Genomic DNA, 14,832 nt, shown 5'->3' with positions numbered 1-14,832 from the left:
CTGCCCAAGGCTGCTTTTTTTCGTCAAGACGCCAGGCTTTTCCGAAACCGGCCCAGGGCGATTGCAAAGAACAACAGCCCGATGGCCGCCAGTGCCAGCAGGTCTGGCCAGATCACGCCAAGGCCGGCATCACGGAACAGGATCGCCGCGCTGAGGCTGACGAAATGCGTCGAGGGCGAGCCTTGCATCACCCATTGCAACCATTGCGGCATGCTGTCCAGCGGTGTGCTGCCGCCCGACAACAGCAGCATCGGGATGATGACCGGGATCGCCAGCAAACCGAATTGCGGCGTCGAACGGGCGAGGGTGGCGAGGAAGATGCCCAGTGCGGTACTGGCGAACAGGTAGAGTGCGGTCACCAGCAGGAAGAGCACCATGGAGCCGGCAAGTGGTACGCCCAGGGCGAACTTGACGATGATTTCCAGCGACGCCCAGGTGCACAGCACCACCACCAGCAGGTTGCTCCAGATTTTCGCCAGCATGATTTCCAATGCTGTCAGCGGCAGCACCAGCAAGTGGTCGAGGGTGCCGTGCTCGCGCTCGCGCAGCAGCGCGGTACCCGTCAGGATGATGGCCAGGATCGTGATGTTGTTGACGATCTGGATCACCGCCAGGAACCAGCCACCTTCCAGATTGGTATTGAACAGCGAACGCGTGGTCAGCCTCACGGGCGTTGCTTCGCTCGTTTGTGCCTGGCCGGCGTAGGTTGTCAGTTCCTGTTGGAAAATCCGTCCGATGTAGCCGGCACCCATGAACGCCTGGCTCATGGCCGTGGCGTCGACGTTGAGTTGCAGCGTCGGTTCGCGTCCTGCGAGCAGGTCGGCCTGGAAGTTGGCGGGCACGTTGATGACAAAGGTGTAGCGGCCACTGTCCATGACCTTGTCCAGTTCGGCGTAGGGCAATGCCACAGGGCTCTGGAACTCCGGCGGTTGCAGGACCTGGGCCAGTTGGCGCGAGAGATGGCTCTGGTCTTCGTCCACTATGGCGACACTGGCGTTGTGCACGCCGATCACTGAGCCGGCGGCCGGCATGTAGATCGCCACCGTGAAGGCGTAGCCCAGGAACAGCAGCAGAACAGAGTCGTACCTCAGGCTGGTCAGTTCCTTGAGCCCAAGACGCCAGATATGTGAAAGCGTGTGCATCAGGCCTCCTGCTTTTTCAGCATGATCAGGCTGAGCCCGGTGAAGCCCAGGAAAAACCCGCCCAGCGTCAGGCATTGCGGCCATAGCTGGCGCAGATCCAGGGCCTTGGTGAAGGTGCCGACAGCGATATCCAGGAAGTAACCAGCGGGAAACAACTGGCCCATCACCGAAGCGGCACCCTCCAGGGATGAGCGCGGCACGATCAGCCCCGAGAACTGGATGGTCGGCAGGCTGGTGATGATCATGGTGCCGAGGATCGCCGCGATCTGGGTGCGGGTGAACGCCGAGATCAGCAGCCCCATGCTGGTGGTCGCCAGTACATAGAGCAGGCCGCCCACCGCCAGCGTCAGGCCGCTGCCCTTGAACGGCACGCCGAACAGCCAGCGGTTCATCGCTGTCAGCAGGGCGAGGTTGATCAGGCTGACCGCCAGGTAGGGCGCTTGTTTGCCCAGCAGGAATTCCAGGCGGGTCAGCGGCGTGGCGTAGAAATTGGTGATCGAGCCCAGCTCCTTCTCCCGCACGATGCCCAGCGCCGTCAACATGGCCGGAATGAATGCCAGGATCAGTGCCATGACCCCCGGGCCGATGGCGTTTACGCTGACCACGTCCTGGTTATAGCGAAAGCGCGTCTCCAGCTTCGCACTGGGTTGCCGGATGGGCGCGCGGCTGTTGGATTCAACCAGTTGCTCAAGGTTGGCCTGGTGCACCGCCTGGACGTAGTTGCGACTGGTCTCGGCTCGAAACGGTATGCCGCCGTCCAGCCAGGCGCCCACCGTCGGCTGGCGGCCGGCGTAAAGGTCACGACCGAAACCGGGGGGGATTTCCAGGGCCAGCTTGATCTCCGAGCGCTGCAAACGTCGATGCAGCTCCTTCGCGTCGCGGATGATCGGCTGCTCCTCGAAGTAGCGTGAGCTGCGGAACGCTTCCAGGTAGGCACGGCTTTGCGGGCTCTGGTCCTGGTCATACACGGCGAAGGCCAGTTTCTCCACATCGAGGGAAATACCGAAGCCGAAGACCACCATCATGAACAAGGCGCCCAGCAAGGCGAATGCCATCCGCACCTTGTCGCGCAGCAGCTCCTTGCCTTCCCGGCTGGCGACGGCCCACAGGCGACCGAGGCTCAGGCCGCGCCGGTCCCGGGGGGCGTTGGCGCTGTCGAGGGTCACGGGGGCGGCGTCTTGCTGCGTCTGGCCCTGGGCGTTTTCCAGGCAGGTGACGAACGCGGCTTCCAGCGTCTGGCCGTTGAACTGCGCCTGCAAGGCCGCCGGCGTGTCACAAGCCAGGACCTTGCCGGCGTGCATCAGCGAAATGCGATCGCAGCGCTGGGCCTCGTTCATGAAGTGCGTGGAAAGGAAAATCGTCACGCCTTGCTCGCGAGACAACTCGATCAACAGCCGCCAGAAATCATCCCGCGCCGCCGGATCGACACCTGAGGTCGGCTCATCGAGGATCAGGACTTCCGGGCGATGCAACACCGCCACCGCCAAGGACAGACGCTGGCGCAGGCCCAGAGGTAGCGCGCCGGACGTTTGGTCCGCCAGTTCCTGGAGGTTGAAGCGCTGGATCAGTTCGTCGATGCGCTGGCGGCTGTCCGCTGTGGGCAGATCGAACAGCTTGGCGTGCAGTTCCAGGTTCTGGCGCACGCTCAGTTCGCCATAGAGCGAAAAGCTCTGGGACATGAACCCCACTCGCTTGCGGGTGGCGAGGTCCTTGGCGTTGACCGGGTTGCCCAGCAGCCGGGCACTGCCTTCGCTGGCGGGGATCAGCCCGGTCAGCACCTTCATGGTGGTGGTCTTGCCGCAACCGTTGGAACCCAGGAAGCCAAAGATTTCACCGCGACCAATCGCGAAGCTGACGTTATCGACAGCGGTGAAATCGCCGAAGCGCAAGGTGAGGTCGTGGGCCTGGATGGCAATGTCGGTAGTGTCGGCGGTCCTGGGGGGGATCACCAGCGGTTCGGCGTCATGGCCGCTGCCGCCCTGGAAATGGGTGAAGGCCGAATCGAGCTTGCCGTCCGGTGAAACCTTGGCCAGATCCGCACTCAAGCCCTTGGCGATCAAGCGACCGTTATCGAGCATCAAGCAGTGCTCGAATTGCTCGGCCTCTTCCATGTACGCCGTGGCGACCAGCAAGGTCAGTTGCGGCCGTTGTCGGCGCACGTCCTCGATCAGTTCCCAGAAGCGTCGGCGGGACAGCGGGTCCACACCCGTGGTGGGTTCGTCGAGAATCAGCAGATCCGGTTCATGGATCAGCGCGCAACACAGGCCGAGCTTTTGTTTCATGCCGCCGGACAGCTTGCCCGCCGGACGGTCGGCAAAACGCTGCAGATCGGTGGCCAGCAACAAGGTGCCCATGCGTTGTTCGCATTCTGCCCGCGATAGCCCGAACAGCGTGCCGAAGAACTGAATGTTCTCGCGTATCGACAGGTCCGGATAAAGGTTGCCCCCAAGCCCTTGAGGCATGAAGGCAATGCGTCGGTAGAGGGTGCTGCGATGGCGTCGATCATCGATCGAGGCGCCGAGCACGTCCAGTTGGCCGTGCTGGAGCTTCTTCACCCCGGCAATCAGACCCAGCAGGCTCGATTTGCCGGCACCGTCCGGGCCGATCAGGCCGCAGCGAGTGCCGGCGGGCAGGCTGAAGGTAATATCGCTCAGCGCCACATGCTGGCCGTAGCGGTGTTCGAGACCCGAGGCGCGCAATGCCTCGTCGGCGGGGGCGCTCATTGCAAGTTGGCCGGCCAGTCGATGGGGGCGGTGCGTACATAGCCGGCGCCGGGCATGCCGGGTTTGGCCTGGGGCACTTCGCCGGGGCGGGTCAGGCGGACTTTGACGCGGAACACCAGTTTCTGCCGCTCATCACGGGTCTCGACTTCTTTCGGGGTGAACTGGGATTTGGCCGCGACGAAGCTGATCTTGGCTGGTAACGGTCGCTCGGGCAGGGCGTCGAGCAACAGCCGCGCTTCGTCGCCCACTGCCAATTTCCCCGCTACCGACGCCGGCAGATAGAGGTTCATGTATTGGTCGTTCGGATCGATCATCAGCAATACTCGACCGCCTGCCCCCAGCACTTCACCGGGCTCGGCCAGGCGCAACTGGATCACACCGTCGAGGGGCGCGCGCAACGTACTGTCATCTATTTCGCTGGTGAGCTGGGCCACCTGGGCCAGGGTCGCGCCGATGGCCGCATTCGCCGCCGATACTTGGGCCCGGGCGGCGTTGACCGCAGCGTTGGCGGTGTCGACGCTGGCTTGTTGCTGGTCGAGGACCTGGCCGCTGGCGTAACCGCGCTTGAACAGTTCCTGGGTTCGCTTGAGTTCTTGATGGGCGAGCAATTGTTCGCTCTGGCGCAGTTGCACGTTGGCTTCGGTGGCGGCGAGGTTCTGCCGGGCCCGCACGACTTCGGCCTCGGCCTGGTTGCGCTGGGCCTCCAGGGTGCGGGTGTCCATGCGCGCCAGCACTTGGCCCTTGATGACGTTGTCGCCTTCGTCGACCTGAACTTCGGCCAGGCGCCCGGGAGTCTTGCTGGCGATCTGGACCTCGGTGGCCTCAAGGCGGCCGTTGCCCATGCTCAGGCCTTCCGGCAGGCGATCGTGGCGCGATTTCCAATAGCCGAAACCGCCGGCGGCCAGCAACACGGTCATCAAGGCGAGGGCAAAAAAGCGAGAGGTACGATGGTTCGTCGACATGTCCGGCATCCTGCGGCTGTAGCATCGAAGTCTGCAGGATCAACGACCGACCGCGCTTGATATCCATCAACTCATCGGCGATCAGCGTAGCGCAATGACCGCTGCCCATTGTTCGGCCGTGACAGGCATCACCGACAGCCGCGAGCCTTTCTGCACCAGCGGCATTTCAGCCAGGGCAGTCTGTTGCTTGAGGTAGTCGAGCTTCAGCACGCGGGGGAAGGTCTCGACATGGGCCACGTCGATCGCGGTCCAGGGGTTTTTATCCGGGCTGGCCTTGGGGTCGAAGTAATGGCTGTCGGGTTCCAGCGCCGTTGGGTCAGGGTAGGCCGCGCGGACGATCCGGCCGATTCCGGCAATGCCTGGCTCGGGGCAGCTGGAGTGGTAGAAAAAGAACGCATCGTCCACCGCCATGGCCCGCAGGAAATTACGCGCCTGGTAGTTGCGAACCCCGTCCCAGCGGGCCTGGCCGAGTTTTTCCAAACCTTGGATGGATAATTCGTCGGGCTCGGATTTCATCAGCCAATAGGCCATGATTGCTACTCCTTGGCGGTGTTGAAAAAAATAGTTCAGCGATTTTATGACAAACCGACAGTCGGTTGACGCCAGAGTTTGCGTGTCGCCGCAGGTTGCCGCAAAATGCCGGCCTTCCAAGCTTGACGCTGCTGCACGGCCAATAAGAAAACCGCTGCTGTCATCGTGTGTGATATGCCTTGAGGGGGGCAATCGATGAAACGCAAACCGGATTTGTTGTGGATCTTGGTCATTCTGTTCGGTCTGGGTGTCGTGACCACGGGTTACGCCCAAAGCCTGTGGGCCAACAAGACCGAGGCGCCGGTGGATATCACCCAACCCGCGCCATCGCTCAAACGCTGAGCCTGCTTTCCTGGCGCCGCTGATTACCGCGGCGCCTACCCCGCGATATACCAATGCCTGTCGCTGACCGTTCCCTGCAGCGGCACGTCCCAGCTTGCCTGCGCCAATCGTTCGACTTTCTGGCATTCATGGGCCAGCCCCAATAGCGTCGGCTTGCGCCACTGCTTGCGTCGCGCCAGATACGCCAGGCTACGGTCATAAAAGCCACCGCCCATGCCCAGCCGGCCTCCCGCATCGTCGAACCCCACCAGTGGCAACAACACCAGATCCAATGTCCAGACCTTGCGCTGTCGGGCGATGTTCTTGCGCGGTTCAGGAATACGAAAGCGGTTGGGCTGCATTTTTTCGCCGGCGTGGATGCGCTGGAACACCATCTTGGTCTGTGGCCACGGGCTGAGCACCGGCAGATAAGTGGCCTTGCCCCGGCGCTGGGCCGCGCGCAGCAGCAGGCGCGGGTCGATCTCACCGTCGTTGGGCAGGTACAGGGCGATGTGTTTCGCACGGCGAAACAGCGGATGCTGGGCCAGTTGTCTGTACAGCCCGCGGGCGGCTTGCCGTTGCTGGGCGGGTGTCAGGGCACGACGGGCCTGGCGCAGCAGGCGTCGAAGTTGCGGGCGGGGCAGCAGCGCGGGTTCGGTCATATCGATGCTTCACGGAGTCGGCGACGGAGCACAGCGTAACCGCAAAACAGGACGCTCAGAAATGCCTGCGCCAGAAACGACAATGCCAGTCCGCATGGACTGGCATTGTCTGGAGTCAGGCTCCCCGGATGAACCGCTGTCGGCTTAGCCCTTGAACCCGAAAGTTCAAGGTGGAAGTTGCAGGGGGCGTTAAGGCTTTCCGTCAAGCGGACATGCACACCGGCCCCAACGTGCAACCCCCGTGGTTGTGCGTATCGGCTCAGGGACATCACCAACTGGCAAGCACCCCAGGGAGTGAGGCGAGTATACCCCAGGCAGCCTCGCGAATCAGCCCTTGCTGACGTCTGGATCGGTGGCGAGCACCAGATCCACCCGATCGAGCAGGTCGCGCACCTGTTCACGGGTCGAGCCACTGACCTGTACGTCTGGCGTATCCTGGCGATGCAACAGGTCGTGGGTGATGTTCAAGGCGGCCATCACGGCGATGCGGTCGGCGCCGATGACTTTGCCGCTGCTGCGGATCTCGCGCATCTTGCCGTCCAGGTAACGGGCGGCGCTCACCAGGTTGCTGCGCTCTTCCTGGGGGCAGATGATCGAATATTCTTTGTCGAGGATCTGCACGGTAACGCTATTGCTTGAACTCATGAGTCTTGCTCCAGGGCCTTGAGGCGCGAAATCATCGATTCGACCTTACGCCGGGCGATTTCGTTTTTTTCAATGAGGTGCGCGCGTTCCTCGCGCCAGGTCTTTTCCTGAGCTAATAGGAGTCCGTTTTGGCTCTTAAGTTGCTCGACCCGGTCAATTAGCAACTCGAGTCTGGCCATCAGCGCTTGCAGGTCGGTGTCTTCCATTGTGTCCACTGAAGATTGTGTCTGATGGAGGGATGTAGGTCGTACAGCCTCTGATAGTCTTGGCGAGTCTGTCGATGTAGGATACAAGGCCTCCATTCTAGACATAGCGCCGTCTGGCGCCTAGCTGCCCATGCCCATTCAGAATTCCCCGTATCAAGCATTCGCCACCCTGCTGAGCACCAGCGGTCATCCTGTCTCGCCTGCCGAACTGCATGGCCTGCTGCTCGGTCGCAGCTGCGCCGGCGCCGGTTTCGATGCCAACGGCTGGTTGGCCGACGCCGCCGAGCTGCTGGAAGGCGAGCCGGCGGACAACGTCCGTAACGCGCTCATCGGCCTGCAGGAAATGGTCAAGGGCGAACTGACCAGCGACGACATGACCGTCGTCCTGCTGCTGCCCACTGACGACGCCCCCCTGGCCGAACGCGCCGCTGCGCTGGGCCAGTGGTGCCAGGGCTTCCTCGCCGGCTTTGGCTTGACCCGCCGCGAATACGCCTTGAGCGAAGAGGCCAAGGAAGTGTTGCAGGACTTGGCGGCGATCTCCCAGGTCCAGGATGCCCTGGAAGAGTCCGATGACGGCGAAAGCGACTACATGGAAGTGATGGAGTACCTGCGGGTCGCGCCATTGCTGCTGTTCACCGAGACCAAGAAAACCGATGCAGCGGCCCCCAAGCCATCCTTGCATTAATTTTTAGAGGGAACACCGTCTGCCCATGATTCATATCCCGAAATCGGAATACAGCCGTCGCCGCAAGGCCCTGATGGCGCAGATGGAACCCAACAGCATCGCAATCCTGCCCGCCGCCGCCGTTGCGATCCGCAACCGCGACGTCGAGCACGTCTACCGCCAGGACAGCGACTTCCAGTACCTCAGCGGCTTTCCCGAACCGCAAGCGGTGCTGGTGCTGATGCCCGGCCGGGCCCATGGCGAATACATCCTCTTTTGTCGCGAGCGCAACGCCGAACGTGAGTTGTGGGATGGCCTGCGCGCCGGCCAGGAAGGCGCGATCCGTGACTACGGTGCCGACGACGCATTTCCCATCACCGACATCGACGACATCCTGCCGGGCCTGATCGAAGGCCGCGACCGGGTGTATTCGGCCATGGGCAGCAACCCTGAATTCGACCGACACCTGATGGAGTGGATCAACGTGATTCGCTCCAAGGCTCACCTCGGTGCCCAGCCGCCGAACGAATTCGTTGCCCTGGATCATCTGCTGCATGACATGCGCCTGTATAAATCGGCGGCAGAAGTGAAAGTGATGCGCGAAGCGGCGCGGATTTCCGCCCAGGCGCATGTCCGGGCGATGCAGGCGGCTCGCCCGGGGCTGCATGAATTCAGCCTCGAAGCCGAGCTCGATTATGAGTTCCGCAAGGGCGGGGCGAAGATGCCGGCCTATGGCTCGATCGTCGCGTCGGGGCGCAACAGCTGCATCCTGCATTACCAGCAGAACGACGCGCCGCTCAAGGATGGCGATCTGGTGCTGATCGACGCCGGCTGTGAAATCGACTGCTATGCCAGCGATATCACCCGTACCTGGCCGGTCAGTGGCAAGTTTTCACCCGAGCAGAAGGCGATCTACGAAGTGGTGCTGGCCGCCCAGGAAGCCGCGTTTGCCCAGATCGCGCCGGACAAGCATTGGAACCAGGCCCATGAAGCGACAGTCCGGGTCATTACCGAAGGCCTGGTGCGCCTGGGGTTGCTGCAAGGCGAAGTGGACGAGCTGATCGCCAGCGAAGCCTACCGGGCGTTCTACATGCACCGCGCCGGCCACTGGCTGGGCATGGACGTGCATGACGTGGGCGAGTACCGGGTCGGCGGCGAGTGGCGGGTACTGGAGATCGGCATGACCCTGACGGTGGAGCCGGGCATCTACATCAGCCCGAACAACCGCAGCGTAGCGAAAAAATGGCGCGGCATTGGCGTGCGCATCGAGGATGACGTGGTAGTGACCAAAACCGGTTGTGAAATCCTGAGCCAGGGCGTGCCGAAAACGGTCGCCGACATCGAGGCCCTGATGGCCGCCGCCCGGACTCAAGCGGCATGAGCCGGGTCAACCTGGCGATCATTGGCGGCGGCCTGGTCGGTGCGAGCCTGGCCCTGGCGCTGCAGGCCGGTGCCAAGGCCCGGGGCTGGAAGATCATGCTGATCGAGCCCTTCGCCCCCGGCCATGCCTGGCAGCCGAGCTACGACGCCCGTTCTTCGGCGTTGTCCTACGGGGCCCGGCAGATCTATCAACGCTTGGGCGTCTGGCAGGAAATTTCCCGTCGCGCCGAGCCGATCAAACAGATCCACGTGTCCGATCGCGGGCGATTCTCCACGGCGCGCCTGTCGGCCATGGAAGAAGGCGTGCCGGCCCTGGGTTACGTGGTGGAGAACGCCTGGCTCGGACAGTGCCTGTGGCAAGCTCTGGACAACGAAGTGGTCAGTTGGCGCTGCCCGGCGCAGGTCACTCGGATGGAACCGCTGGTCGGCGGTTATCGCCTGACCCTCGACGACGAAACCACCCTGGAGTGCGACCTTGCCGTACTGGCTGATGGCGGCCGCTCCGGGCTGCGCGAGCAACTGGGCGTCGGCGTGCGTAATCGGCCTTATGACCAGAGTGCGTTGATTGCCAACATCACCCCCAGCGAAGCCCACAATGGCATGGCCTTCGAACGCTTCACCGATGACGGCCCGATGGCCTTGTTGCCACTGCCGGAGAATCGTTGCGCGCTGGTCTGGACCCGTCAGGGCATGGACGCGCAACGGCTGGCGGCCCTCGACGAGCGCAGCTTCCTCAGCGAATTGCAGGGTGTGTTCGGTTATCGCCTGGGTACGCTGAAGCAGGTGGGCGTGCGACATCTGTATCCGCTGGCACTGGTGGAGGCCGAAGAGCAGGTACGTCCGCACTTGGCGATCCTCGGCAACGCCGCCCACAGCCTGCACCCGATTGCCGGGCAGGGGTTCAACCTGTCCCTGCGCGACGCCCAGGCCCTGGCCGATGCCTTGCTCGACAGCGAAAGCGAGCCTGGGGATTTTGCCGTGCTGCAAGCCTACCGCGAGCGCCAGCGAATGGATCAGGCCCTGACCGTCGGGTTTTCCGACCAGGTCACGCGCTTGTTCGCCAGCAGCCTGCCGTTGGTGTCCCTGGGGCGTAACCTCGGCCTGCTGGGCCTCGACCTGCTGCCTCCGGCCAAGCGTTGGTTCGCCCGCCAGGCCATGGGGCTGGGGACACGTCCCGATGTTTGAGGACGGGGCTGTCATTTCTTTTCATGGGCGGCTGATGTCGCCAGCAAAACAGGCTTAGAGCATGGAATTGCGTGCAGATCTGCTGATTGTCGGCGCCGGTATGGTCGGCAGCGCCCTGGCGCTGGCGTTGCAGGGCAGTGGCCTGCAAGTGCTGCTGCTCGACGGCAGCCCGATGAGCGTCAAACCCTTCGATGCCCAGGCCGCGTTCGAGCCCCGGGTCAGTGCCTTGTCGACGGCCAGCCAGCGGATTCTCGATCGCCTGGGCGTCTGGGACGGTATCACCGCCCGGCGGGCCAGCCCCTACACCGATATGCACGTCTGGGACGGCAGCGGCACTGGGCAGATCCATTTTTCGGCCGCCAGCCTGCATGCCGAGGCGCTTGGGCACATCGTTGAAAACCGCGTCGTGCAGGACGCCCTGCTGGATCGATTGCATGACTGCGACCTGGGCCTGCTGGCCAATGCCCGGTTGGAACAGATGCGCCGTTCCGGTGACGACTGGCTGCTGACCCTGGCCGATGGCCGCACCTTGCGAGCACCGCTGGTCATTGCCGCCGACGGTGCGAATTCCGCTGTGCGGCGCCTGACCGGTGTGGCGACGAGGGAATGGGATTACCTGCACCACGCCATCGTCACCAGCGTGCGTAGCGCCCGGCCCCATCGAATGACGGCATGGCAGCGCTTCACCGACAACGGTCCGCTGGCGTTCCTGCCACTTGAGCGTGATGGCCAGCACGACTGGTGCTCGATCGTCTGGTCCACCACCCCTGGTGAAGCGCAACGCTTGATGGCGCTCGACGACACAGCGTTCTGCAACGAACTGGAACGGGCCTTCGAAGGCCAGCTCGGTACGGTCGTGAGTGCCGACCCGCGACTTTGCGTGCCCCTGCGCCAACGGCATGCCAAGCGTTACGTGGCCGAAGGGCTGGCGCTGATCGGCGACGCCGCCCATACCATTCACCCTTTGGCCGGGCAGGGCGTGAACCTGGGTTTCCTCGACGCCGCCGTACTGGCCGAAGTGCTGTTGCAAGCGGCTGGACGTGGCGAACGGCTGGCGGATGTGAAGGTGTTGAGCCGCTACGAGCGGCGACGCATGCCCCATAACCTGGCACTGATGGCGGCCATGGAGGGGTTCGAGCGGTTGTTCCAGGCCGATCCGTTGCCGGTGCGCTGGTTGCGTAATACCGGGCTGAAGCTGGTAGACCGCATGCCTGAGGCCAAGGCGCTGTTCGTGCGCGAAGCGCTGGGGTTGATTGGGGATTTGCCGGATTTGGCCAAGGCTTAGATTTTTGTTGGGGCCAAAGGCCTCATCGCGGGCAAGCCTTGCTCCCACTGGTGTGCATTGTGGGACGAGCTTTTGTGGGAGCAAGGCTTGCCCGCGATTGCGGATGCAAAAACACAGCACATCTCATAGCTGCAACATTTGGAAATGTGTCCACCCACTGTTCGATTGAGAAGCCAAATGTGAGTCCTTATCATTTGCGCACTTCATCCTCGAGAGACCGCCCCCATGTCGGCACCCAAGCGCCTGCTGTCCGCCCTCGCCTTGACCCTGATCGGTACGACTGCTGCCCAGGCCGCCGATGAGGTGGTGGTCTACTCCTCGCGTATCGACGAGCTGATCAAGCCAGTCTTCGATGCCTATACCAAGAAGACCGGCGTGTCGGTGAAGTTCATCACCGACAAGGAAGCGCCGCTGATGCAGCGGATCAAGGCCGAAGGCGAGAGCGCCACCGCCGACCTGCTGCTCACCGTCGACGCCGGCAACCTCTGGCAGGCCGAGCAGATGGGCATTCTCCAGCCGTTCACCTCCCCGGTGATCGACGCCAACATCCCCTCTCAATACCGTGCTTCTTCCCACGCCTGGACCGGTTTGAGCCTGCGGGCCCGGACCATTGTCTACTCCACCGACCGGGTTAAACCGAACGAATTGACCACCTATGAAGCGTTGGCTGGCAAAGAGTGGGAAGGCCGCTTGTGCCTGAGGACTTCGAAAAAGGTCTATAACCAGTCCCTGACCGCCACGCTGATCGAAACCCACGGGGCGGAAAAAACCGAGGAAATCCTCAAGGGCTGGGTCAGGAACCTGTCCACCGACGTGTTCTCCGACGACACTGCACTGCTTGAAGCGATCAATGCTGGCCAGTGCGATGTTGGCATCGTCAACACCTACTACTACGGCCGCTTGCACCAGCAGAAGCCGGACCTGAAGGTGAAGCTGTTCTGGCCGAACCAGGCCGACCGTGGCGTGCACATCAACCTTTCGGGTATTGGCTTGACCAAGCATGCACCGCATCCGGAGGCCGCGAAGAAGCTGGTGGAATGGATGACCACGCCAGAGGCGCAGAGCATCTTCGCCGACGTGAACCAGGAGTTCCCGGCCAATCCGAAGGTGGAGCCTTCCAAGGAAGTGGCAGCCTGGGGCAAGTTCAAGGCCGATACCCTGCCGGTGGAAGTCGCGGGTAAACGCCAGGCTGAAGCCATTCGCATGATGGATCGCGCTGGCTGGAACTGAGACCAGTCCTGTTCAGTTCATTGATAACATGTGGCGAGGGAGCTTGCTCCCGCTGGAGGGCGAAGCCCTCCCAGAGTATCTGCAGGCCATGGTCCGGAACTTTGGGGGCTACTTCGTAGCCCAGCGGGAGCAAGCTCCCTCGCCACGTGACTATTTGTTTAATGAGAGTTTTCCTTGGCCCACCCCGCCCAACGCCGCTGGTACCCCCTGGTCTTCGCCATCGCCGCGCTGGTCCTGTTGCCCCTGAGCGTCCTGCTGCTGTCCTGGCAGAGCATCGACCAACAGATTTGGTCCCACCTGTGGGACACCCAGATGCTACGTCTGTTGGGCAATACCCTCACATTGATCCTCGGGGTGGGTTTCGGGGTGACGTTACTGGGTGTCAGTCTCGCCTGGCTCACCAGCCTGTGTGAGTTCCCGGGGCGACGTTGGCTCGACTGGGCCTTGATGCTGCCGTTCGCGATTCCGGCCTACGTGTTGGCGTTTGTCTTCGTTGGCCTGCTGGATTTTGCCGGCCCCGTGCAGACGCTGATGCGTGAATGGTTCGGCAGCGGCCTGCGCCTGCCCCGGGTGCGCTCCACCGGCGGGGTGATCCTGGTGCTGGTCCTGGTGTTTTACCCTTACGTCTATCTGCTGGCGCGCAGTGCCTTCCTGGCCCAGGGCAAGGGGTTGATGGAAGCTGCCCGGGTGCTTGGGCAGTCGCCGTGGCAGGCGTTCTGGCGCGTGGCGTTGCCGATGGCCCGGCCGGCTATCGGTGCGGGCGTGGCGCTGGCGCTGATGGAAACCCTGGCGGATTTCGGCGCGGTATCGGTCTTCAACTTCGACACCTTTACCACCGCCATCTACAAGACCTGGTACGGCTTCTTCAGCCTCTCCAGCGCCGCCCAACTGGCCAGCCTGTTGTTGCTGGCAGTGATGCTGGTGCTCTACGGTGAACGCCGGGCCCGCGGTGCCCACCGAGCCAGTAACGAGCGGCCCCGGGTCAAGGCTCTGTACACGTTGCGCGGCCTCAAGGCCGTGGCAGCCAGCAGTTGGTGCTTCCTGGTCTTTGCCTGTGCATTTGTCATTCCGGTGGTGCAGTTGGTGGTGTGGTTCTGGCAGCGCGGTCGCTTTGACCTGGAGGAGCGTTATGCCGGGCTGATCCTTCACACCCTCTACCTGGGAGGCCTGGCCGCCCTGATCACCGTTTGCGTCGCCTTGTTGCTGGCGTTCGCCCGGCGGCTCGCGCCGACCCGCCCCATTCGTGCTGGCGTCGGCCTGGCGAACCTGGGCTATGCCTTGCCCGGTTCGGTGCTGGCGGTGTCGATCATGCTTGCATTCAGCTTTCTGGACCGTGAGCTGGTCATCCCGCTGTCGACCTGGTTCGGCGGTGCAGGCAAGCCGTTGTTGCTGGGCAGCCTGTCGGCACTGTTGCTGGCGTATCTGGTGCGCTTCCTGGCCGTGGCCTACGGACCGTTGGAGAGCAGCCTGGCGCGAATTCGCCCGTCCTTGCCCGAAGCGGCACGCAGCCTTGGGGTCAGTGGGCCACGACTGTTTTTCAAAGTGTATCTGCCGTTGCTGTTGCCCGGCACCTTGAGCGCGGCGTTGCTGGTGTTCGTCGACGTGCTCAAGGAAATGCCCGCGACCCTGCTGATGCGCCCGTTCGGCTGGGACACGCTGGCGGTGCGGATCTTCGAAATGACCAGCGAAGGGGAGTGGGCCCGGGCCGCGCTGCCGGCGCTGACCCTGGTGTTGGTTGGGTTATTGCCGGTCATCGGATTGATACGACGTTCGGCCCATCGAAACAGCTAGGTGCCAGTCCTACCTCATGCGGCTACAATGCGCGGCATTCGGTGCGGTCCGTCTGTCGGACCGGGCAACTGAGAGCGTCAGAAAACTCCTTTTTTCAGGCGTTCG

The 14,832-nt window shown here is 62.9% G+C and carries 14 protein-coding genes and 1 other RNA gene; 7 read left to right on the top strand and 8 right to left on the bottom strand.

Annotated elements, in window-relative coordinates; genetic code table 11:
* Positions 1-23: 23 nt before the first annotated feature.
* From PSH86_RS29260 to PSH86_RS29245, 4 genes are all read right to left on the bottom strand, one after another.
* Complete coding sequence (locus tag PSH86_RS29260) at positions 24-1,142, bottom strand: ABC transporter permease (protein WP_305486691.1); 1,119 nt, start codon at positions 1,140-1,142, stop codon at positions 24-26.
* The gene (gene rbbA, locus PSH86_RS29255; protein ID WP_305486689.1) at positions 1,142-3,865 is read right to left on the bottom strand and encodes a ribosome-associated ATPase/putative transporter RbbA; all 2,724 of its coding nucleotides are present in this window, start codon (positions 3,863-3,865) and stop codon (positions 1,142-1,144) included. Before rbbA ends, PSH86_RS29260 begins: the two co-directional genes overlap by 1 nt.
* A complete protein-coding gene (locus tag PSH86_RS29250; RefSeq protein ID WP_163856224.1) occupies positions 3,862-4,827 on the bottom strand; it encodes an HlyD family secretion protein in 966 nt (321 codons plus the stop codon). The genes rbbA and PSH86_RS29250 overlap by 4 nt, the downstream gene beginning before the upstream one ends.
* 81 nt (positions 4,828-4,908) lie before the next feature.
* The gene (locus tag PSH86_RS29245) at positions 4,909-5,358 is read right to left on the bottom strand and encodes an EVE domain-containing protein (RefSeq protein WP_163856226.1); all 450 of its coding nucleotides are present in this window, start codon (positions 5,356-5,358) and stop codon (positions 4,909-4,911) included.
* A gap of 195 nt (positions 5,359-5,553) precedes the next feature.
* On the opposite strand from PSH86_RS29245, the gene PSH86_RS29240 reads away from it, so the two are divergent.
* Positions 5,554-5,700, top strand: a complete 147-nt coding sequence (locus tag PSH86_RS29240; RefSeq protein ID WP_162893876.1) for a hypothetical protein — start codon at positions 5,554-5,556, stop codon at positions 5,698-5,700.
* A 35-nt stretch (positions 5,701-5,735) separates the two neighbouring features.
* Here PSH86_RS29240 and PSH86_RS29235 read toward each other — a convergent pair whose 3' ends face one another.
* The 4 genes from PSH86_RS29235 to PSH86_RS29220 form a co-directional block, all read right to left on the bottom strand.
* Positions 5,736-6,341: a 5-formyltetrahydrofolate cyclo-ligase gene (locus PSH86_RS29235; protein WP_109752579.1), complete on the bottom strand. Its 606-nt coding sequence runs from the start codon at positions 6,339-6,341 to the stop codon at positions 5,736-5,738.
* A gap of 117 nt (positions 6,342-6,458) precedes the next feature.
* Positions 6,459-6,638, bottom strand: a non-coding RNA gene (gene ssrS / locus PSH86_RS29230) — 6S RNA.
* A gap of 30 nt (positions 6,639-6,668) precedes the next feature.
* Positions 6,669-6,986, bottom strand: coding sequence for a cell division protein ZapA (locus PSH86_RS29225; RefSeq protein ID WP_039590276.1), 318 nt, complete (start codon positions 6,984-6,986; stop codon positions 6,669-6,671).
* Positions 6,983-7,192 carry a TIGR02449 family protein gene (locus tag PSH86_RS29220; protein WP_003177365.1) on the bottom strand — a complete coding sequence of 70 codons (210 nt, stop codon included), beginning with the start codon at positions 7,190-7,192 and terminating at the stop codon, positions 6,983-6,985. The genes PSH86_RS29225 and PSH86_RS29220 overlap by 4 nt, the downstream gene beginning before the upstream one ends.
* Before the next feature lie 130 nt (positions 7,193-7,322).
* Here PSH86_RS29220 and PSH86_RS29215 point away from each other — a divergent pair, with 130 nt between their 5' ends.
* The 6 genes from PSH86_RS29215 (at position 7,323) to PSH86_RS29190 (ending at position 14,727) form a co-directional block, all read left to right on the top strand.
* Entirely contained in the window at positions 7,323-7,877 is a 555-nt protein-coding gene (locus PSH86_RS29215) for a YecA family protein (protein ID WP_163856228.1), read from the top strand.
* Positions 7,878-7,902: 25 nt separating this feature from the next.
* Entirely contained in the window at positions 7,903-9,237 is a 1,335-nt protein-coding gene (gene pepP, locus PSH86_RS29210; protein WP_109752578.1) for a Xaa-Pro aminopeptidase, read from the top strand.
* The gene (gene ubiH, locus PSH86_RS29205) at positions 9,234-10,421 is read left to right on the top strand and encodes a 2-octaprenyl-6-methoxyphenyl hydroxylase (protein ID WP_109752576.1); all 1,188 of its coding nucleotides are present in this window, start codon (positions 9,234-9,236) and stop codon (positions 10,419-10,421) included. The genes pepP and ubiH overlap by 4 nt, the downstream gene beginning before the upstream one ends.
* A 67-nt stretch (positions 10,422-10,488) precedes the next feature.
* A complete protein-coding gene (locus tag PSH86_RS29200; RefSeq protein ID WP_178082470.1) occupies positions 10,489-11,706 on the top strand; it encodes a 2-octaprenyl-3-methyl-6-methoxy-1,4-benzoquinol hydroxylase in 1,218 nt (405 codons plus the stop codon).
* A gap of 225 nt (positions 11,707-11,931) precedes the next feature.
* Complete coding sequence (locus PSH86_RS29195; protein ID WP_163856235.1) at positions 11,932-12,936, top strand: extracellular solute-binding protein; 1,005 nt, start codon at positions 11,932-11,934, stop codon at positions 12,934-12,936.
* A 174-nt stretch (positions 12,937-13,110) separates the two neighbouring features.
* The gene (locus tag PSH86_RS29190) at positions 13,111-14,727 is read left to right on the top strand and encodes an iron ABC transporter permease (RefSeq protein ID WP_305486678.1); all 1,617 of its coding nucleotides are present in this window, start codon (positions 13,111-13,113) and stop codon (positions 14,725-14,727) included.
* The last annotated feature ends 105 nt before the right edge of the window (positions 14,728-14,832 follow it).

It is taken from the genome of Pseudomonas sp. FP2300, assembly GCF_030687595.1.
In the GTDB taxonomy this organism is placed as follows: Bacteria; Pseudomonadota; Gammaproteobacteria; order Pseudomonadales; family Pseudomonadaceae; genus Aquipseudomonas; species Aquipseudomonas bijieensis.
This window is presented reverse-complemented; position numbering and strand designations above follow the sequence as displayed.